Genomic DNA, 19,492 nt, shown 5'->3' on the forward strand with positions numbered 1-19,492 from the left:
CGGTGAAATGTCACTGTAATTACAAGGAAAAGGAGCAAGCGAATGCTAATTCTTACCCGTCGAGTTGGTGAGACCCTGATGATTGGTGATGAAGTCACTGTCACCGTGTTAGGTGTGAAAGGAAATCAAGTTCGAATAGGTGTTAATGCGCCAAAAGAAGTGTCTGTGCACCGTGAAGAAATTTATATGCGGATCCAGGCTGAAAAAGATACTTCTGGTGGTGGCTTTAACGACGCCGACTAATACTGCCGGCAGCATGCCGGTGGTACAATGGCTAATTTTAACCAATTACTGGTAAATTTTGAGCGAATTGTTTAAAAGGTCGGCAAACAGACTTTACTGACCTAAAAATTGTTTGACTTATTTTCCTGAGACATTAATATACACGCCGCAACATAGTGCGGAGAAATGGCCGAGTGGCTGAAGGCGCACCCCTGCTAAGGGTGTATAGGGGAAACTCTATCGAGGGTTCGAATCCCTCTTTCTCCGCCATTATTTTTATAGAGCGGATGCATAGCTCAGCTGGATAGAGTACTCGGCTACGAACCGAGCGGTCGGAGGTTCGAATCCTCCTGCGTCCACCATCTATAAAAATGTAATATAAAGTTCTACCTTTTGGATGCATAGCTCAGCTGGATAGAGTACTCGGCTACGAACCGAGCGGTCGGAGGTTCGAATCCTCCTGCGTCCACCATATACGAAGAACCCGCTTTGGCTAACACCTAAGCGGGTTTTTTTATGCTTGCTTTGTGTAACGGGACGCTGGCGGGTGAGAAGCTCCGTATGGTTCGACCAATTTGCCTGGAGCAAATTGGCGCAGCTTTAGCTGACCCGTAGGGCAGGCGGCAGGATAGCCGCCTGTAATCCTCCTGCGTCCACCATATACGAAGAACCCGCTTTGGCTAACACCTAAGCGGGTTTTTTTATTCTGCCAGCGTAATTTTGTTTTCGTTCAGCGCCAGCTTATCTGCATACTGATATATACTACTGATTATATAAGGTAACTTTAGCAAAAAAGTTACTTTGCCTTCGACTAGCAGCTTAAGGTAACGTGTGAAAATAACTGCCGGGCTGACAGCGCAGCCAACTATCAGTCCAAACAGCGTTGACGGTACTGGTAATAGTGAACTGGTGCTTTGCCCACATTGTGACTTAGCGCAGTATTTGCCAGTGCTTGCTGCGGGCGAAGAAGCCCATTGTGACCGTTGTCAGCAACAGCTTGATGCCCGCCAATATGATCCTATTTTACCGCCTGCATTATACGCGGCATCTGCACTGCTTATGCTGTTGCTGGCTAATTTATTCCCTTTCGTTAGTATGGCTATTGCCGGCAACCGTAGCGAAATTCATTTTTTCGATACTTCCGCCGTGTTGTTTAATCAGTTTCATCAAAGTCTGGCTATTCTGGTCTGGTTAATTATTCAGGCCGTGCCGGCTTTTTGCATGCTGGCGGTAATTTATTTAAAGATTGGCATGCTGTATCGGTTGCCGGCGCGCATTTGGGTAGCAAGAGTGCTGTTTATGCTAAAACCTTGGAGCATGGTCGATATATTTCTGATGGGATTACTGATTAGCTTTGTTAAGCTGGTCGCCACGGCAGAAATTTCATTGGGCATGAGCTTTTGGGCGTTTTGCTTATTTTGTTTATTACATTTACGCACGTTTCAAGTGTTAGACCGCCATGCGCTGTGGGCGAGCATTGCACCGAGTCCGCAACCGGTATTGCGGGTTAAAGAGGGGCATACCGGTTTGTCAATGCAGTTAAAATTATGCCACTGTTGTACTGCAGTAATGCCTATACAGCAAAAGCGTTGTAGCCGCTGTTATACCCGGGTATACGCCCGATTGCCCGCGAGTTTACAGAAAACGCTGGCATTGTTGCTTACCGCTTGCGTCTTGTATATCCCGGCTAATGTGTTGCCGATTATGCGCACCGTTTCTCTGGGGGAGATTACTGACTCGACCATTATCAGCGGTTTTATTTTGATGTGGCAAAATGGTGAGTATCCGGTAGCGATTATTATCTTTTTAGCCAGTGTGGTGATCCCGATTATAAAAATTGCCGTGATGTTTTGGCTTTGCTTTCTTGCCAGTACACCAACGCTAAGCAAAGGTAAGCGCAATGGTATTATTTATCAGTTGGTTGACTGGGTTGGCCGGTGGTCGATGGTCGATGTGCTGGTGGTGGCTTTTATGGCAGCGCTGGTGCGTTTTGGTTTATTGGCGAGCGTTTATCCAAAGATTGGTGCGGTGTTGTTTGCGGCCGTAGTGATCACTACTATGCTGGCTGCAGTTAGTTTTGACCCCAGACTGCTTTGGGACCATCAACCGTCTGCAGACAACCCACAAGCCTATTTAAACACAGAAGGAGTTATTAAGTGACAGAGGCGGCACATATTATTAAGGCTAACGTCAGGGTAATTAAACAATGGTCGCCGATTTGGGTGGTACCAATTGCCGCAGTATTAATTGGTTTGTGGATGTTGTTTAGTCATTATCAGCATCAAGGCGTATTGCTATTATTAATTGCTGAAGATGCCGAGGGTATCGTTGCCGGTAAAACGCAGATTAAAAACCGCAGTGTCGATGTCGGCCAGGTGGTATCGGTAGAACTAAGTGATGACTTAACTCAGGTATTGATCCAAGCCCGGATGAAACCCAATATGACCCCACTGCTTAATGACGGTTCGCAATTTTGGGTGGTGAAACCACAGGTAGGACGGGGTGGGGTTACCGGGTTAAACACCTTGCTTTCAGGCGTGTATATTGAACTCCAGCCAGGCGACAATGGTGATACCCAACTTACCCACCCGTTATTAAATGCACCGCCGGTAGCCCCTGCCGATGCACCGGGTATTCGGGTTAAATTAAACTCTGCCGATACTACCGGGCTAGCCGTTGGTGATCCTGTACTATACCGCGGTTATGAAGTAGGAACCGTTGAACTAAGAGACTTTAACGTTGAACAGCGCAGTACGCAGTTTCAACTGTATATCCGTGAACCTTATGATGCACTGGTTAGTGATAATGTGCGGTTTTGGTTAAGCAGTGGTTTGGCGTTTGATTTATCCGCCGAGGGACTAAGTGTTGATATTGGCTCGGCGACTACCCTACTAACCGGTGGGGTGAGTTTTGACTTAATGGACGGCTGGCCTAGCGGCGAGCGTGCAGCTGATGGTAGTACCTTTCAATTGTTCCCTGATAAACAAAGCATTCAGAAAGGTTTGTACAGCCAGTATATTGAATATCTGGTATTTTTCGATGAATCGGTACGTGGCCTAAAAGCGGGTGCACCAGTTGAATATCGTGGCGTCAGGGTTGGGACTGTGGCGACGGTGCCCTTTTTCTTTGCTATTGATAAACCGTTTGAGGTGGCCTTGCAGCAGGGTGTGCCAGTGCTAATCCGTATCGAGTCGGCCCGGCTTTATGAAAAATTGAATGTAGCGCAGTTAAATACTGAGTTACAAGATGCGATTAATCGTGGTTTACATGCGGTATTGAAAACTGGCAATTTAATTACCGGTGCCTTATATATCGATCTAGATATCAATGGCAGTTGGCTGGACGATATCGCTTTACAGCAGTTATTTCGTGAGCAGCAGCAACTAAGCACCTCGGTAGGGTATCCGGCCTTACCCTCAGCTCGCAGCGGTTTTAGTAATATTGAACAAAAACTGCTGATGGCACTGGATAAGATTAATAATTTACCGGTTGAGCCTTTATTGCTGCAAGGTGAGAAAACGTTGCTGGCTACTAACGAGGTTATGCAGCATGCCGAGCAACTGATGTTAAGTATGCAGACACTGCTGGATCAACCTCAGTTACAGCAATTGCCCGCTGATATTCAGCGTAGTTTACAAGAGCTGCGTAACACTTTGCAGGGTTTAGGCCCTGATGCCGAGGCATACGGCAGTGTAAATGCGAATCTACAGGCGCTGGAACAGGTATTGCGGGAGTTGCAACCGGTGATAAAAACCATGAACCAGCAAAGTAACTCATTACTTTTTAATGCCAGCGATGTTGCAGAGCCTGAACCAAGGAAAGCCAAACCATGAAATTATTGTTGTCACTCATTATTACAGCTAGCTTGTTTGCCTGCGCTGCGCCGACCCCGGTAAGCTATTATCAACTTACGGTGCCACCGGCAGTTTCGGTGCCAGAGCAAAATACAGAATCAACACTAAGCTTAGTGTTGCAACCGGTTAAGGTCGCTAATTATCTTAATGGTGCAGGTTTAGTGATGCAGCGCTCTGAGGTTGAGCTGGTCATCGCCAGCCGGCACTTGTGGGCGGATGCTCTGGATCAACAACTTTACCGTTTGCTGGTAGAGCAGTTGCAGGCTCGGTTGCCTGAGATGCCATTAGCCAGTGGCCGCAGTATAAATAGCGTGCAGCTACAACTAACCATTGATCGTTTTCATGCCAAAGATAATGGTATGGCGATTGTGAGTGGACACTATACAATAAGTTCTGCCACTGAACGCCTAACAGAGCCTTTTAGTTATCAGCAGGCGTTAGCTGCGGATGGTTATGCGGCGTTAGTGACGGCACTAAGTGTTAGCTGGCAGCAACTAATGACTGATATGATTAGCCGGATTGAACAGCATGATTTAAGGAGTTTACCCTGATGATTACGGATTTATTACAGGAAGCGGCCACGTTAATGCTGATAGGAATGACAACCGTGTTTTTATTTTTATTGCTGTTAGTGTTACTAATGACCGCCATGAGCAGTTTATTGCAACGTTACTTACCGACAAAAACTGCCGATAAAGTGCATAAACTTGATACCAGCGCTAGTGGAGTATCACCTGCTGTCGTTGCCGCCATAAGTGCGGCGGTGCACCAGTATCGCCAACAACATAAATAAGAGGAAGCTGGCATGACGAAGCCTTTGTTATTAACTGAGTTAGTGCTGCGCGATGCGCACCAATCGCTACTGGCAACCCGCATGCGGTTGGACGATATGTTACCAATAGCCAGTAAGTTAGATAAAGTCGGCTATTGGTCGATGGAGTCTTGGGGTGGGGCGACTTTTGATTCTTGCATTCGATATCTTGGTGAGGATCCATGGCACCGGATCCGCGAACTGAAAAAAGCCATGCCAAATACTAAGCAACAAATGTTGCTGCGTGGCCAAAATTTGCTTGGCTACCGTCATTATGCTGATGATGTAGTAAAAGCCTTTGTTGAACGGGCTCACACTAACGGTGTCGATGTCTTCCGCATTTTCGATGCAATGAACGATATTCGAAATTTCCAAACCGCTGTGCAGGCTGCTATTAAGATTGGCGCGCATGCGCAGGGTACGATTTCTTATACTGTCAGCCCGGTGCATACTATTGATACCTGGGTTGATATGGCACGCCAGCTGGAAGACATGGGCTGCGATTCTATTTGCATTAAAGACATGGCAGGTTTGCTAAAACCCTATGTGGCAGAAGAGTTAGTTACCCGTATTAAAGAAGCGACTAACGTTCCGTTGGCAATGCACTGTCACGCCACTACCGGGCTTTCAACTGCTACGTATCAGAAAGCCATTGATGCTGGCATTGATATGCTTGACAGCGCGATATCGTCAATGAGCATGACCTATGGTCATACTGCTACCGAAACCATGGTCGCCATTACCGAAGGTACCGTACATGACACCGGGCTTAATTTAGTACTGCTGGCTGAAATAGCGGCATATTTTCGGGATGTCCGGAAAAAATATGCCCGTTTTGAAGGCTCATTACGCGGTGTAGATGCCCGTATTTTACTGGCTCAGGTACCCGGTGGCATGCTGACGAATATGGAAAGCCAACTAAAAGAGCAAGGCGCACTGGATAAGTTGGATGAGGTATTAAAAGAGATCCCCAGGGTTCGTGAAGATTTAGGCTTTATACCCCTGGTAACGCCCACTTCGCAAATTGTTGGTACTCAGGCCGTATTGAACGTGTTAACCGGCGAGCGATATAAAACGATTACCAAAGAAACCGCTGGCGTATTAAAAGGTACTTATGGTGCAACACCAGCACCGGTTGACAGTGAGTTGCAGCAAAAAGTGCTAGCTGGTGCCAAGCCAATAACCTGCCGGCCTGCCGATTTACTTGAACCTGAGCTAGATAAGCTGCACACCGAGTTGTTGGAGCTTGCCAAAGCGGAATCGATAGATTTAGCCAGCGATACTATCGATGATGTGCTGACTTATGCGTTATTTCCACAGGTGGGTTTGAAATTTCTTAAAAACAGGAATAATCCAGCGGCATTTGAACCAGTACCCGATGGCGATGAAGCAGAGCAGTCAACCGGTTCTGCAAAAGTAAAAGTAAACAACACCGGGCCAGCGGCTTACAGTGTGCGGGTAGATGGTAAAGCATACGAAGTAGAAGTGGCGCCTAGCGGTAAGCTAAACAGCATTAAAGCGGTTGTGTCAGAAAATATCCCTGGTAGCGCGTCGGTTACCGGCAGTGCCACTTTGAATGCGCCATTGGCGGGTAATATCTGGAAAGTCACCACCAAAATTGGTGCTACCGTAAAACGAGGTGATGTGGTCATTATAATGGAAGCAATGAAAATGGAAACCGAGGTTCGCTCGGTTGCCGATGGCACTATTGCTAACATTCATATTGCTGCTGGTGATGCGGTTAGTACTGGTGACGTACTAATTAGTTTCGAATAATGGTGCCGGCAGAAAGGAATTTACATGGACGCACTTAATACACTGATTGCTGCAACCGGTATTGTGCATTTTACTGTTGGCCAGGTTGTAATGATGCTGGTTGGTTTTTTGTTGCTATATTTGGCAATTGCCCGCGGTTTTGAGCCATTGTTGCTGCTACCTATAGGCTTTGGTGCCGTGCTGACTAATATCCCGTTAGCGGGTATGGGCGAGCCCGGTGGCTTATTATATATGATTTACGAAGTAGGGATTGGCACGGGTATTTTTCCGTTGTTAATTTTTATGGGAGTAGGGGCCATGACGGACTTTAGTGCCCTGATTGCCAATCCCCGCATGTTGTTTCTGGGAGCCGCCGCCCAGTTCGGCATTTTTGCGACCTTATTTGGTGCTATTGCGCTAAATTGGGTGCCGGGCTTAAGCTTTACCTTAAAAGAAGCTTCTGCCATCGCCATTATTGGCGGTGCTGATGGCCCCACGGCAATATTCCTGGCTTCAAAGCTGGCACCTGATTTACTTGGGGCTATTGCCGTGGCAGCTTATTCTTATATGGCGTTGGTGCCGATTATTCAACCGCCAATTATGAAAGCTTTAACCACCAAAGCTGAGCGAGAAATTGAAATGACTCAATTGCGCTCTGTGAGTAAACGGGAAAGAATACTCTTTCCATTGTTACTGGTATTGCTGACTATTTTGTTGTTGCCGACTGCCGCGCCATTAATTGGTATGTTTTGTCTCGGTAATCTAATGCGCGAATCAGGCGTAGTGGAGCGATTAAGTAAAACCGCTCAGAATGAATTAATTAACATTGTGACTATTTTTCTTGGCCTGGCGGTTGGTTCCAGATTAAGTGCCGATAAATTTCTGACGTCGCAAACATTAGGGATCCTGGTATTAGGGGCGGTGGCATTTGCTATTGGTACGGCTACCGGGGTGCTGATGGCTAAGCTGATGGCTAAACTATCGAAGCAACCGATTAACCCGTTAATTGGTGCTGCGGGTGTCTCTGCGGTACCTATGGCGGCACGGGTAGTTAATAAGGTAGGGTTACAGGCTAATCCGCATAACTTCTTGCTAATGCATGCTATGGGGCCCAATGTAGCCGGTGTTATTGGTTCAGCGGTAGCCGCCGGTATTTTACTGGCATTAGTAGGATAATTATTCATTGCGCTGTCAGGGTAGTTCTTTTGCTAAGGTAGAAAGGGTACCCCTAACACACAGGCTTTGCTGGCACCGGTAACCTCGGGCAGGTTGCCGGTAACCTGATGTTGGTAAGCCCAGGCCAACCAGGCAAATGCCAGCGCTTCTACCCAGTCAGCTGCAACACCCAGTTGCCCGGTGCTGTTAACGGCAGTACCCGGCATTAAATCGCTTAAATCCTGCATCAAAACCGGGTTATGTACTCCCCCTCCACAAACAAACACCTGCTGCAATTTACTGTGTTGTAGGCTGGCCATAATACTGTGGGCGGTTAAACGGCATAACGTGCGCTGAACATCTGCCGCCTGATAATGCGCTGGCGTAAATTGCTGCAGCCAGGCGAGGTTAAAGTATTCTCTGCCAGTACTTTTCGGTGCGGCTTTGTGAAAGTATGGATCGGCTAGCATGACACTCAGCAAGGCTGGTAGTACCGCACCTTGTTGACAAAATTCACCGTTATGATCATAAGGCTGAGCCAGGCAGTGCATCATCCAGTTGTCGAGCAAGGCATTGCCGGGGCCGGTATCGAAACCACTTACTGGCTGGTTTGGTAGCAATAACGTTACGTTAGCAACGCCGCCAATATTAACAATTGCACGGCGGCTATCAGCTTGTTGGAACACCGCCTGGTGAAAAGCCGGTACCAAGGGTGCCCCCTGGCCGCCATAGGCAATATCTTTACGACGAAAATCGGCAATAACCGGGATCTGGCAGAGCATGGCAAGTTTGTGCATGTCGCCAATCTGATAGGTAAAGGGCATGCGGTTGTCGGGACGATGGCGAATAGTCTGACCATGGCAACCAATAGCGGCTATGGCGCTGGCAGCTATGTCCGCTTGTGCCAGCAGTGCTTTTACCCCAGCAGCATAACTAAACGCCAGTTGTTGTTCTACCGGGCCCAGTATTTCAATTTCGTTATCGCCAGGCTGGCAAAGCTGTTGTAATTGTCGTTTAAGCGGTGTGGGAAAGGGGTGCAGTAAACTGCTAATAATCTGTGGTTGAGGAGTAAAACTGGCCAGCACCAGATCGATACCATCGAGACTGGTGCCAGACATAATGCCAATATAATACATGGTCTGATTACGTTAAGGTGCAGTTCTGGCTAATAGTACCCGTTCTTTGGTTTGCAGTTCAGCCACTATCGGCGCGGCACTGGCAATAAATAACTCTCGGTCTGCGCCTTGAAGCGGTGTCGCTTGCGGCAGTTTAACGGTGCGGGGGTTGCGATGCACCCCGTTCAGCAAAAATTCGTAATGTAAGTGGGCACCAGTAACACGGCCAGTTGCACCAAGCCGGCCAAGCGTGTCACCTTGTTTAATGCGTTGACCAACCTTAACGTTACGACGGGATAAATGCAGGTACTTAGTGACAATATTATTGGCGTGTTGAATAAAAACGTAATTGCCATTTAAATTGTTATAGCCAGAATGGGTAACGCGGCCGTCACCTGCAGCCATAATAGGCGTGCCAACCGGTGCTACATAATCAACGCCGTTGTGAGCCCGCACGGTGCCTAATACCGGATGTAATCGACGCGGGTTGAAATTAGAGCTGACATACTGGAAACTGACCGGTGCTCTTAAAAAGGCCTGACGCATACTGGCGCCATCCGGTTTATAATAGTTACCATCGCTATGTTGTACGGCTTGAATCACCTGCCCCTGATTTTGAAATTGGGCGGCAACAATAGTGCCATAACCGACAAAATCACCATCAACATAATTAGCCTCATACAACACACTGAAACTGTCACCCGCTCGCAAGTCGAGAGCAAAATCGATGTCCCAGCCAAAAATGCCGGCTAACTTCATAATTTGCGCGTCAGATAAACCGGCTTCAATACCCGCGTTCCAAAAGCTGCTTTTAATTTCAGCACTGGCGAATTGCTGTCGATGTTCAACCTCTTTTTCCAGCTCTTCAGCTACAAACTGACCTTGCAGATCGCGGCTAACTCTTAATGTTTTAAGTTTATTAATGGCATAGCGTAATTCGGTAAGCTCACCTTGTTCATTCAAACCAAATTCCAGGGTTTCACCCGGAAACAATTTGGTCAGTGTTTTGGTGCTGTCACCCAAGTCCAGAATAGCTAACATGGTTTGTTGGCTAACATTAGCTTTACGGAATAAACTAGACAATACATCGCCACGCTGTACTTGCAGGCTGGCCCACTGCAGCAGGTCTTCTGGCTCGGTTTCTAAGGCTAGCACATTCAGATCAGTTGCAGCAGCTTCGGTAAGTTGTTGTTCAGATTGTGGAATATCAAGACTGTAACGTTTACCCACTTCCAGTGCATTATTATTACTGCTTCTAGAGGCTGATGCTTGCTCAGACGGAAGTAACAACACAATAGCCATACCCACTGACACCGCTAGGATCAGTGCCCGATGTTTAGAAGGAATTTTTGCTACCAGTTGCCGCATAGAACCCATCATCTTTTGGAATAAACAAAAAATTAGAATAAACGTTTTTTTTCGAACATACCAGAGTTTTGTGCGTTTCCCCTCGCCTGAACATGCTATAGAATAGCTTTTTTTTAAAACATATTTGCACGTTATCAGGAGTAAAAAATGGCCGATTGGGCACAGGCATTAGCAGAATTAAAACGCGGCTGCGAGGAAATCTTGCTAGAAGAAGAGCTGATTGCCAAGTTAAAAACGGGCAAGCCTTTAAAAATAAAAGCGGGATTTGATCCAACAGCACCTGATTTGCACTTAGGCCACACGGTACTTATTAATAAATTACGCGTGTTTCAGCAGCTTGGCCACGAGGTTATTTTCCTGATTGGTGATTTTACCGGCATGATTGGTGATCCAAGTGGTAAAAATGTCACTCGCAAACCATTAAGCCAGCAAGAGGTGTTGGCAAATGCTGAAACCTATAAAGAACAGGTATTTAAAATACTGGATCCGGTAAAAACCACGGTGGCGTTTAATTCACAATGGATGGCTGAGCTTGGTGCGGCTGGCATGATTAAACTGGCGTCGCGCCAAACGGTGGCCCGGATGCTGGAACGAGACGATTTTAAAAAACGCTTTGCCAGCAATCAGCCTATTGCTATTCATGAATTTTTATATCCGTTGGTGCAAGGTTGGGATTCGGTAGCATTGCAGGCAGATGTTGAAATGGGAGGCACCGATCAGCGCTTTAATCTGCTAATGGGAAGGGAGCTACAAAAAGAAGAAGGTCAGCGCCCACAAACTGTGATGATGGTGCCATTGCTCGAAGGGCTGGATGGCGTACAAAAAATGTCAAAATCGTTGGGTAATTATATCGGCATTACTGATACCCCGACGGAGATGTTTGGTAAAATCATGTCTATTTCTGATGAACTAATGTGGCGATACTACGATTTACTCAGTTTCAGACCCCTGGAAGACATAGCCCTTTTAAAGCAACAGATGGCTGCGGGGTCTAACCCGCGCGACATTAAAATAAGCCTGGCGAAAGAAATTATTGCGCGTTTCCACGATGACACCGCGGCAGAGGCTGCACATCAGGATTTTGTACAGCGTTTTAGTAAAAATGCGCTGCCAGATAATATTCCTGAAATTACGCTTAGTTGCGATAGTAACGCAATGCCAATTAGTAACTTGCTTAAAGAAGCGGGTTTGGTAGACAGCACGTCAGAGGCTATCCGCATGATTAAACAAGGAGCTGTTAAGCTAAATGGCACCACCAAAATAGAGGACAGCAAACTGGAAGTCGCAAAGGGCAGTTCTGAGATTTATCAGGTAGGTAAGCGCAAATTTGCTAAAATAACGCTTAATTAACCGATTCTTATTGCCTGGTTAGCATTTTGCCTTGCATTCTCGCATCTGCGCCCCGATGCACTACACTGGTATGTGTTGAAGATGCAATTAACGAGGAATGTTATGAGCCAGAATAATCCCTATGCTGATGTGCTGAAAGTTGCCGAGCAGGACTATCAGATTTTTAGTTTAGCCAAAGCGGCAACCATACACGGGACTGCTGACCGCTTACCTTTTTCTTTAAAAGTATTGTTGGAAAATCTGTTACGCAGTCTCGATGGTGACACGGTGACAGTGCAAGATATTCAGGCATTGGTTGATTGGCAAAAGCATGGCAAAGCTGATCGTGAAATTGCTTTTCGACCCGCACGGGTGCTAATGCAAGATTTTACCGGCGTGCCGGCCGTTGTCGATTTGGCTGCAATGCGCGCGGCGGTAGCTGAGCTGGGTGAAGATCCGCAAAAAATCAATCCTCTCTCGCCGGTTGATTTGGTTATTGACCATTCGGTAATGGTGGATCATTTTGCAACTGACGAGGCTTTTACCCAAAACGTTGCCATTGAAATGGAGCGTAATTTAGAGCGTTATACTTTTTTACGCTGGGGCCAGCAGGCCTTTGCGAATTTTAAAGTCGTGCCACCGGGCACCGGTATTTGTCACCAGGTTAACCTGGAACATTTAGGCCAAAGTGTTTGGACCAAAAAAACAGCAGACGGAGAACAAGCCTATCCTGATACGCTGGTCGGTACTGATTCTCATACCACGATGATTAACGCACTGGGCGTGCTGGGTTGGGGTGTTGGTGGTATTGAAGCTGAAGCGGCGATGTTAGGTCAGCCAGTATCTATGCTTATCCCGGAGGTGGTGGGCCTTGAATTTACAGGCAAACTACCCGCTGGTGTTACTGCAACAGACTTAGTGTTAACGGTAACGGCGCAACTGCGCGCGCACGGCGTAGTGGGTAAATTTGTTGAATTTTTTGGTGATGGTCTTGACCATTTAAGTTTGGCTGACAGGGCAACCATTGCCAATATGGCGCCGGAATATGGTGCCACCTGTGGTTTTTTCCCGGTAGATCAAATTACCCTGGATTATATGGCGTTGACCGGGCGTGATGCCAAGGTTATCGCCCGCGTTAAAGCGTACTGTCTGGCGCAGGGTTTATGGCGTAAGCCGGGCCATCAGGCAATCTATACTGATGTGCTGCATCTGGACTTGAGCACAGTGGTGCCTTCTTTGGCGGGGCCGAAGCGGCCGCAGGATAAAGTCACCTTATCCGACTTAAAACAGCATTGTGATGACGTTCTGGCATTACAGCTGAAAACCACTACTGAGCGCGATACCCAAATGGTGTATGAAGGTGGTGGACAACCGCAACCTGATACTAATGATTCTCACTTTGAGCTTGATGGCCAGAAAATTAAGTTGGACCATCATGCCGTGGTTATCGCTGCTATTACGTCTTGCACCAATACTTCTAATCCCAGTGTAATGATGGCGGCCGGTTTGTTGGCAAAAAATGCTTTGGCTAAGGGCTTACAGCGACAACCCTGGGTGAAAACGTCGCTGGCACCAGGTTCTAAAGTAGTAACTCGTTACCTGGAAAAAGCAGGGTTAATGGCGCCATTAGAGCAGTTAGGTTTTAACCTGGTAGGCTATGGTTGCACAACCTGTATTGGTAATTCGGGACCACTTGCCCAACAAATTGAAAAAGTAATTAGTGACGCTAAATTAAATGTGTCGGCTGTGCTGTCTGGCAACCGCAATTTTGAAGGCCGGATCCATCCGTTTGTGCAGTCTAACTGGCTGGCGTCGCCACCGCTGGTGGTGGCCTTTGCGCTGGCGGGCACTGTTAACATTGATTTAAGCCATGAACCAATTGGTAAAAACCATGATGGTAAGCCGGTATATTTAAAGGATATCTGGCCAAGCAATCAGGATATTGCCAATGAAGTGGCTAAAGTACAAAGCAGTATGTTTAAAACGGAATATGCCGATGTGTTTAGTGGCGATGCCAGTTGGCAAGATATTGCGGTACCTAAAGATAAAACTTATGCCTGGCCTGAGTCGAGTTATATTCGTCAACCAAGTTTCTTTCAGGGCATGGGCCGGCAACCGGAACCGGTAAAGGATATTGTTGATGCCCGTATGTTGGCACTATTAGGTGATTCAGTAACTACCGACCATATTTCGCCAGCGGGTTCGATAAAAGACAGCAGCCCGGCCGGGCGTTACCTGACTGGACTAGGTATTGCCAAAGACCAGTTTAATTCTTATGGTTCACGCCGGGGTAATCATGAGGTTATGGTACGTGGTACTTTTGCCAATGTGCGTATTCGCAATGAAATGGTGCCAGATACGGAAGGCGGTGTAACCTTGCTCCAGCCCTCTGGCGAGCAAATGGCAATTTATGATGCCGCTGAGCGCTACCGGGAGCAGAAAACACCCTTAGTGGTCGTGGCAGGTAAAGAATATGGCACCGGCTCTTCTCGTGACTGGGCTGCAAAAGGCACTTTACTGCTGGGGGTAAGGGCGGTATTGGCCGAGTCTTATGAGCGAATTCACCGCTCTAACCTGATTGGTATGGGGGTATTGCCACTGCAGTTTCTGGCCGGTGATGACCGCAAGCATCTTAAACTAACCGGTGCTGAAACGTTCAGCATCAGTGGCTTAAATAGTTTAACGGCGAAGCAAAAAGTAGCCGTGTTAATAACATATCCGGACGGTGAACAGCAAAAAATTAACATGCTTTGTCGTATCGATACGGGTAACGAGCTGTCTTATTATCAGCACGGTGGTATTTTACATTATGTATTGCGTCGGATGATTGGCAGCGCGTAATTGCTGATCTGATACCAAAAAAGCTGACAAATAGTCAGCTTTTTTATGGTAGGAAAAGTTTGCAGTAAGCGTCATTACAACATTGCCAGATAGCCGGCTTGATAATCAGGATAGTGCCAGCTAAAGCCGGTTTGTGCTAACCGCTTGGCACTGACTCTTTTACTGTCTCGACTCAGTTGTTGAACGGAGCTTGGGTTGATGTGCAGCTGCTGTTGTAAAAAGTGAATAACATCGCTATAGCGCGCAGGGTTAAGGTCGCTGAGATTATAAGCCTGTTCAGGGCAAACACCTTGCTGCCGGCGGTTAATCAGGTGCACTATGGCGCGGGCGCAGTCAGATATTTCAATCCGGTTAGTGTATACCGGTTGGGTCTCGACAATATGTTGGCCGGCTTTAGCCACCCGCAGCATCATTTCCCTACCTGGCCCATATATCCCTGCCGGGCGCAGCATGGTGCAGGCATAGCCACATTGTAGCCAAAAATCCTCAGCGGCCACCAAAATTTTGGCTGTACTGCGCGCGGGTAAGCGCGAGCTGTCCTCGGTAACCCATTCGCCTTGATGCTGGCCATAAACACTGGTGGAGGAAACCAGCCAGACATGAGCCGCAAAGGGTTGTTGTTTTAGCCAGTGATAGGCCTGCTGGCCAATGGTTAGGTACGCTTGCTGATAAGCTTCATCGCTACTGTTATCAGGAGCAACGCACAGGACTACATCAGTAATAACTTCATCGATAGCAGGCCATGGAGTGCTGGCATCGTGTTGCAGTAGCCTAACGCCGGGCCGGCCTTTCGCCTGACGGCGCATAGCGGTAACACTGTTGCCAGAAAGCAGTGCTTCAGCCGCAATAGCTGTACCCAAATCACCTAAACCAACTAGTAAAATAGCGGCCATCTAGTCTTTTTCCGTGGTGTCAGGAGCAACTGGCCAGCCAGATTTAATATGTAAATCCCGCTGCGGATAAGGAATGGTAATATTATGTTGTTTAAAGGTTCGCCAAATGGCTAAATTAATGGCAGAGCGAATTTCGCCTGTGCCCTTTTCCATATCGGCTATCCATACCCGTAATTGCAATTCGATACCGTTGTCAGCAAAGTTCATTAAACGTACCGTAGGCAGCGGTTCAGCCAGAACCCGCGGCGACACTTTAGCGCAATCCAGCATTAATGCTAATGCGTGTTCCGGGTCATCGTCGTAACTTATTTGTACTTTGATGATCATCCGCACATTGGTATCAGCATAACTCCAGTTAATCACTTCAGAGGTAATCAGATTTTCATTAGGGATTAAGGTATCGACCCCTTCCCGATTACGCACCACCACATAACGGGCATTAAGTTGCTCTACCCAGCCAAATTTGTCACCGACGGTAATAATATCGCCAGGTTTAATAGAGCGGTCAAACACCAGAATAAAGCCACTGATAAAATTAGATGCAATACGTTGCAAACCAAAACCTAAACCAACACCTAAAGCGCCGCCAAACACTGCCAGCGAACTTAAATTTATGCCGACTGCATTTAATGCCACCAGAAAAGCGATGGTAATTAATAAAAATTTACTGAATTTAGCAAAACCAACCTGCATACTTGGGCTAATATGCGCTGAACGTTGCACGCGTTGGCTGATAAACTCTGCTAGCCAAATAGCTAGCGTAAACGCCAAAGTAATCATTAAAATCAGTTTTATAATGGCCAGCACCGAGATACGTGTTTCGCCTACTGTCATCGCTAAACTTTCCAGTACCGCTAGCACACCTGGCAGCCAGCCAGCTAAATGCAGTAGTACACCAAACCAAATAATACCGGCTAACAAGTTCTCTGATGATTTGAGTAGCGGGCTAACACCGAATGCTTTACGCAGAATATAAACTACCAACCTGATCACGGCCAGAGCAACCAGCACCGGCAAGGCTACTACCAAAATTTGGATGGGCAGAGCATGCATTTCAAAAATAATTTTTACTGGTAACAGAATCGCCAGAGAGGTCAGTGGCCACAGCAAGCGTTGAATACTGCGAACTGCCAGATGGCGTAAGCCCGAATCGCGGATGTTATGTGCGGCGAGCAAAAGTTGCAAACGCCGATTAGTTAAAGAGGCTAGCAGTAACGCTGTGGCTAACGCCAGCAACTGCCACCAAAAATCAAACTGTTGCACGTTCACCAGCCCCGCTGCAACGATTTGGTAAAATTGTTCCATAAGCATCCTTAACGCAATAACCAAAAAACTATAGGCAAACTCATTAGCCCGATCAAAATACCCAACCCAATAATACCGCTTACCAGTCGTGGTGCTAATCCAGCCATTATAGCAATGGCACCGGCGGAAATCATCGGCGGCATGGCAGCCTGAAATATACTGACATCGACAGCCAGGCCTGTTTGTCCAAGGCTAGTCCAAATAGCCCAGGCCAGTAGCGGCATCATTAACAATTTGATGGTGAGTGCTGAAAGTAGCGGTGATATCTCGTTTTTACTAAACCTAAAGCTTAGTTGAAAACCAACCGCTATCATAACAACCGGCACTAAGGTGGCGGCCAGGTTAGCAATGAGTGCATCGGCTAGCGGTGGCATACTAGCGTTTCGCAGCAGCAAACCCACCGCCAGGGCAATAAAAGACGGAAAGCTGATGATCTTAACAATAATACCTTTTACCGTGGGCTGACTAACCTGCGGGCTATAAATAGCGGCGACTATCGTGACATAGGTTGCCAAGGCGATAAAAGAGCCAACTTGATCGTACACTACCGCATAAGGCATGGCGCTGCTGCCAAACAGGGCTTGGGTCATCGGAAAGCCTAAAAACGAAGTATTACCCAACGGCAACACAATCAGCAGGGCGCCGGTTACCTCCCTCGACCAGCCAAATAGCTTGCTTAATAGCATAACCATCGCCACTACTGCCACAAGCAGCAGCCAGGGCGTTAGCGCCGGAATTAATAATGCACTGGAAAACTGCAGCAGAGGCACGTTTTTTAAGATAAGAGCAGGCAGTGCCACATACAATACGTAAATATTCAGCACAATACCGCTATTTTCTGGCATAGCTGGCAAGCGGCGTAATAAATAACCTATCACCAGATAAGCCAGCACCAGGTAAAAATTATCCATTACTGCTCACTTATACGCTGCTCTTTTGCAGCTTTTGAAAGTTGTTTTAATTGATATTCAGCTTTACTGGCGTCCACCCGGTTGACCATTATTTGCTGGTATACCAGCCTGAGGGGGCCTTTACCACGCAACGCTTTGGCGCCACCAGAAAGTTCACCCTGGTGCTGGCGCAACCGGCGCGCCGGATCGGTACTGATACCAGTATACAACTGGCCAGTGGCGGTGCGAACCATATAAAGAAACCAAGGTGTTGCTGTCATGCTGCTGAATATCTTGTTCTGGGCGCATCTGCTATAATCACGCCTTAATTAGCCTTTGCCGTCCTGGCACAGGCGCAGTCAGGATAACCCATGTCGTTTCAATCTTTAGGGCTGGCAGAGCCTATCTTACGGGTATTAGCCGAACAGGGCTATACCGAGGCAACGCCAGTGCAACAACGCAGTATTCCGCTTATTCGCGCAGGTAAAGATGTGTTAGCCGGGGCACAAACCGGTACCGGCAAAACCGCAGCCTTTACTTTACCACTGCTGCAACACTTGCTCAATGCACCTAAGGTGTTAACTGCCGGACAGGTAAGGATTTTAGTGCTTACACCAACCCGGGAACTGGCGCAGCAGGTACACGATAGCGTATTGACTTACAGCCGGCATGTCAGTTGTCACAGTGCGGTATTTTACGGCGGGGTGTCTATCCGGCCGCAATATGATGCTGCTGAGCAAGGCCTGGATATTTTAGTTGCCACCCCGGGTCGCTTAATCGATCATTTGCACCAACAAACGATTGACCTTAGCCAGCTCGAAGTATTGGTGCTGGACGAAGCTGATCGTATCCTCGACATGGGCTTTATTGTTGATATTAAACGTATTATGGCAAAATTGCCGCCTAAACGACAAACCTTGTTTTTTTCAGCAACCTATTCCAGTGATATTAAAAAGCTGGCAGACGAGCTGTTGCACAAGCCGGAAATGGTTGAAGTTGCTGCTGCGAATGCCACGGCTGACAGAGTAAGCCAGCAGGTTTATCTGGTGGATAAACACCGTAAGCGGGAGATGCTGTCGCATTTAATCGGCGCGCGCAACTGGCCACAGGTGTTGGTGTTTGTGCGCACCAAACACGGTGCTGACCGTTTAGCCAAGCAATTGCAAAAAGACGGTTTGAAAACTGCGGCCATACATGGTGATAAAAGCCAGGGGGCCCGCACTAAAGCACTGGCCGATTTTAAAGCTGGTTCGGTTCGGGTATTAGTGGCAACTGATATTGCCGCCCGTGGCCTGGATATTACCGAGTTACCCTTTGTGGTTAATTATGATTTACCGCAAATCGCCGAAGATTACGTGCACCGGATTGGCCGTACCGGCCGCGCCGGGTTGAGTGGCATAGCGGTAACCTTGGTGTCGCCGGAAGATTTGGGGGCATTGCAGGATATTGAAAAGCTCACCCAGCAGGTATTAAGCACCGAAGTGGTGCCAGGCTATGAGCACGACCCAAACTATAAAGCCCCGAATGAGCCAGCAGACAGTGCGCCTAGTCAGCGGCCCGGTCGGGGTGGTCACCCGGCTAAACGGCCGGCGCAGGGCAAAGTGAAAGCCAAGTTACGATCCAAGGCGCTGGGGAAAGGCTAACTGCGATACAGGGTTTTAATTAGGTGAAAACCAAACTGAGTTTTCACCGGGCCCTGAACAGCTAATAACGGGCCTTTAAACACCACATCGTCAAAGGCTTTAACCATCTGGCCCTTTTTAAACTCACCTAAGTCGCCGCCTTTTTTGCCTGACGGGCACTGTGAGTGCTGTTTAGCCAGTTTGCCAAAATCGGCGCCTTTAGCTAATTGCTGTTTAATTTTTTCCGCTTCTTCGCGGGTTTTTAACAATATATGTAGGGCGCAGGCTTTGGACATAATGATTTCCTCAGTGTTACCTTATGGCACTATACA

The 19,492-nt window shown here is 47.5% G+C and carries 17 protein-coding genes and 3 tRNA genes; 13 read left to right on the forward strand and 7 right to left on the reverse strand.

Going from position 1 to position 19,492, the window contains the following annotated elements:
- Nucleotides 1-42 precede the first annotated feature (42 nt).
- From csrA to VT06_RS10475, 10 genes are all read left to right on the forward strand, one after another.
- Nucleotides 43-243 (forward strand): carbon storage regulator CsrA, encoded by a 201-nt coding sequence (csrA, locus tag VT06_RS10430; protein WP_046554245.1) that lies wholly within the window; start codon nucleotides 43-45, stop codon nucleotides 241-243.
- A gap of 159 nt (nucleotides 244-402) precedes the next feature.
- Nucleotides 403-492: transfer RNA gene (locus VT06_RS10435), tRNA-Ser, on the forward strand.
- A 15-nt stretch (nucleotides 493-507) separates the two neighbouring features.
- Nucleotides 508-584, forward strand: a tRNA-Arg gene (locus VT06_RS10440).
- Nucleotides 585-617: 33 nt separating this feature from the next.
- Nucleotides 618-694: transfer RNA gene (locus VT06_RS10445), tRNA-Arg, on the forward strand.
- A 359-nt stretch (nucleotides 695-1,053) separates the two neighbouring features.
- Entirely contained in the window at nucleotides 1,054-2,382 is a 1,329-nt protein-coding gene (locus VT06_RS10450) for a PqiA/YebS family transporter subunit (RefSeq protein WP_235357412.1), read from the forward strand.
- The gene (pqiB, locus tag VT06_RS10455; protein WP_046554246.1) at nucleotides 2,379-4,055 is read left to right on the forward strand and encodes an intermembrane transport protein PqiB; all 1,677 of its coding nucleotides are present in this window, start codon (nucleotides 2,379-2,381) and stop codon (nucleotides 4,053-4,055) included. Before VT06_RS10450 ends, pqiB begins: the two co-directional genes overlap by 4 nt.
- Nucleotides 4,052-4,627 carry a membrane integrity-associated transporter subunit PqiC gene (locus VT06_RS10460; protein WP_052750229.1) on the forward strand — a complete coding sequence of 192 codons (576 nt, stop codon included), beginning with the start codon at nucleotides 4,052-4,054 and terminating at the stop codon, nucleotides 4,625-4,627. Before pqiB ends, VT06_RS10460 begins: the two co-directional genes overlap by 4 nt.
- A complete protein-coding gene (locus VT06_RS10465; protein ID WP_046554247.1) occupies nucleotides 4,627-4,869 on the forward strand; it encodes an oxaloacetate decarboxylase subunit gamma in 243 nt (80 codons plus the stop codon). Before VT06_RS10460 ends, VT06_RS10465 begins: the two co-directional genes overlap by 1 nt.
- A 12-nt stretch (nucleotides 4,870-4,881) precedes the next feature.
- On the forward strand, nucleotides 4,882-6,663 hold the full coding sequence (oadA, locus tag VT06_RS10470) for a sodium-extruding oxaloacetate decarboxylase subunit alpha (RefSeq protein ID WP_046554248.1): 1,782 nt from the start codon (nucleotides 4,882-4,884) through the stop codon (nucleotides 6,661-6,663).
- A 24-nt stretch (nucleotides 6,664-6,687) separates the two neighbouring features.
- Nucleotides 6,688-7,818, forward strand: coding sequence for a sodium ion-translocating decarboxylase subunit beta (locus VT06_RS10475; RefSeq protein WP_046554249.1), 1,131 nt, complete (start codon nucleotides 6,688-6,690; stop codon nucleotides 7,816-7,818).
- Between the two features lie 32 nt (nucleotides 7,819-7,850).
- Here the strand turns inward: VT06_RS10475 and VT06_RS10480 are convergent, their stop codons facing one another.
- Both VT06_RS10480 and VT06_RS10485 read right to left on the reverse strand, forming a co-directional pair.
- Nucleotides 7,851-8,933, reverse strand: a complete 1,083-nt coding sequence (locus VT06_RS10480) for an anhydro-N-acetylmuramic acid kinase (protein WP_046554250.1) — start codon at nucleotides 8,931-8,933, stop codon at nucleotides 7,851-7,853.
- 12 nt (nucleotides 8,934-8,945) lie between these two features.
- Entirely contained in the window at nucleotides 8,946-10,280 is a 1,335-nt protein-coding gene (locus VT06_RS10485; RefSeq protein ID WP_046554251.1) for an OapA family protein, read from the reverse strand.
- 147 nt (nucleotides 10,281-10,427) lie between these two features.
- Here VT06_RS10485 and tyrS point away from each other — a divergent pair, with 147 nt between their 5' ends.
- Nucleotides 10,428-11,630, forward strand: a complete 1,203-nt coding sequence (gene tyrS, locus VT06_RS10490) for a tyrosine--tRNA ligase (RefSeq protein WP_046554252.1) — start codon at nucleotides 10,428-10,430, stop codon at nucleotides 11,628-11,630.
- Between the two features lie 102 nt (nucleotides 11,631-11,732).
- The gene (acnA, locus tag VT06_RS10495; RefSeq protein ID WP_046554253.1) at nucleotides 11,733-14,450 is read left to right on the forward strand and encodes an aconitate hydratase AcnA; all 2,718 of its coding nucleotides are present in this window, start codon (nucleotides 11,733-11,735) and stop codon (nucleotides 14,448-14,450) included.
- Nucleotides 14,451-14,524: 74 nt separating this feature from the next.
- Here the strand turns inward: acnA and VT06_RS10500 are convergent, their stop codons facing one another.
- Genes VT06_RS10500 through VT06_RS10515 form a run of 4 tightly spaced genes read right to left on the reverse strand, consistent with a single transcriptional unit; the run spans nucleotide 14,525 to nucleotide 17,819 of the window.
- The gene (locus VT06_RS10500) at nucleotides 14,525-15,343 is read right to left on the reverse strand and encodes an NAD-dependent epimerase/dehydratase family protein (RefSeq protein WP_046554254.1); all 819 of its coding nucleotides are present in this window, start codon (nucleotides 15,341-15,343) and stop codon (nucleotides 14,525-14,527) included.
- Nucleotides 15,344-16,648: a mechanosensitive ion channel family protein gene (locus VT06_RS10505; RefSeq protein WP_046554255.1), complete on the reverse strand. Its 1,305-nt coding sequence runs from the start codon at nucleotides 16,646-16,648 to the stop codon at nucleotides 15,344-15,346. It lies immediately after the preceding gene.
- A gap of 8 nt (nucleotides 16,649-16,656) precedes the next feature.
- Nucleotides 16,657-17,559: an AEC family transporter gene (locus VT06_RS10510; protein WP_046554256.1), complete on the reverse strand. Its 903-nt coding sequence runs from the start codon at nucleotides 17,557-17,559 to the stop codon at nucleotides 16,657-16,659.
- Nucleotides 17,559-17,819 (reverse strand): GIY-YIG nuclease family protein, encoded by a 261-nt coding sequence (locus tag VT06_RS10515; protein ID WP_046554257.1) that lies wholly within the window; start codon nucleotides 17,817-17,819, stop codon nucleotides 17,559-17,561. Before VT06_RS10515 ends, VT06_RS10510 begins: the two co-directional genes overlap by 1 nt.
- A gap of 90 nt (nucleotides 17,820-17,909) precedes the next feature.
- Between VT06_RS10515 and VT06_RS10520 the strand changes: the two genes are divergently transcribed.
- The gene (locus tag VT06_RS10520; protein ID WP_046554258.1) at nucleotides 17,910-19,181 is read left to right on the forward strand and encodes a DEAD/DEAH box helicase; all 1,272 of its coding nucleotides are present in this window, start codon (nucleotides 17,910-17,912) and stop codon (nucleotides 19,179-19,181) included.
- On the opposite strand, the gene ppiC is transcribed toward VT06_RS10520, so the two are convergent.
- Nucleotides 19,178-19,456 (reverse strand): peptidylprolyl isomerase PpiC, encoded by a 279-nt coding sequence (gene ppiC, locus VT06_RS10525; RefSeq protein WP_046554259.1) that lies wholly within the window; start codon nucleotides 19,454-19,456, stop codon nucleotides 19,178-19,180. The genes VT06_RS10520 and ppiC overlap by 4 nt on opposite strands.
- Nucleotides 19,457-19,492: the final 36 nt, after the last annotated feature.

It is taken from the genome of Arsukibacterium sp. MJ3, assembly GCF_000987765.1.
Lineage (GTDB): Bacteria > Pseudomonadota > Gammaproteobacteria > Enterobacterales > Alteromonadaceae > Alishewanella.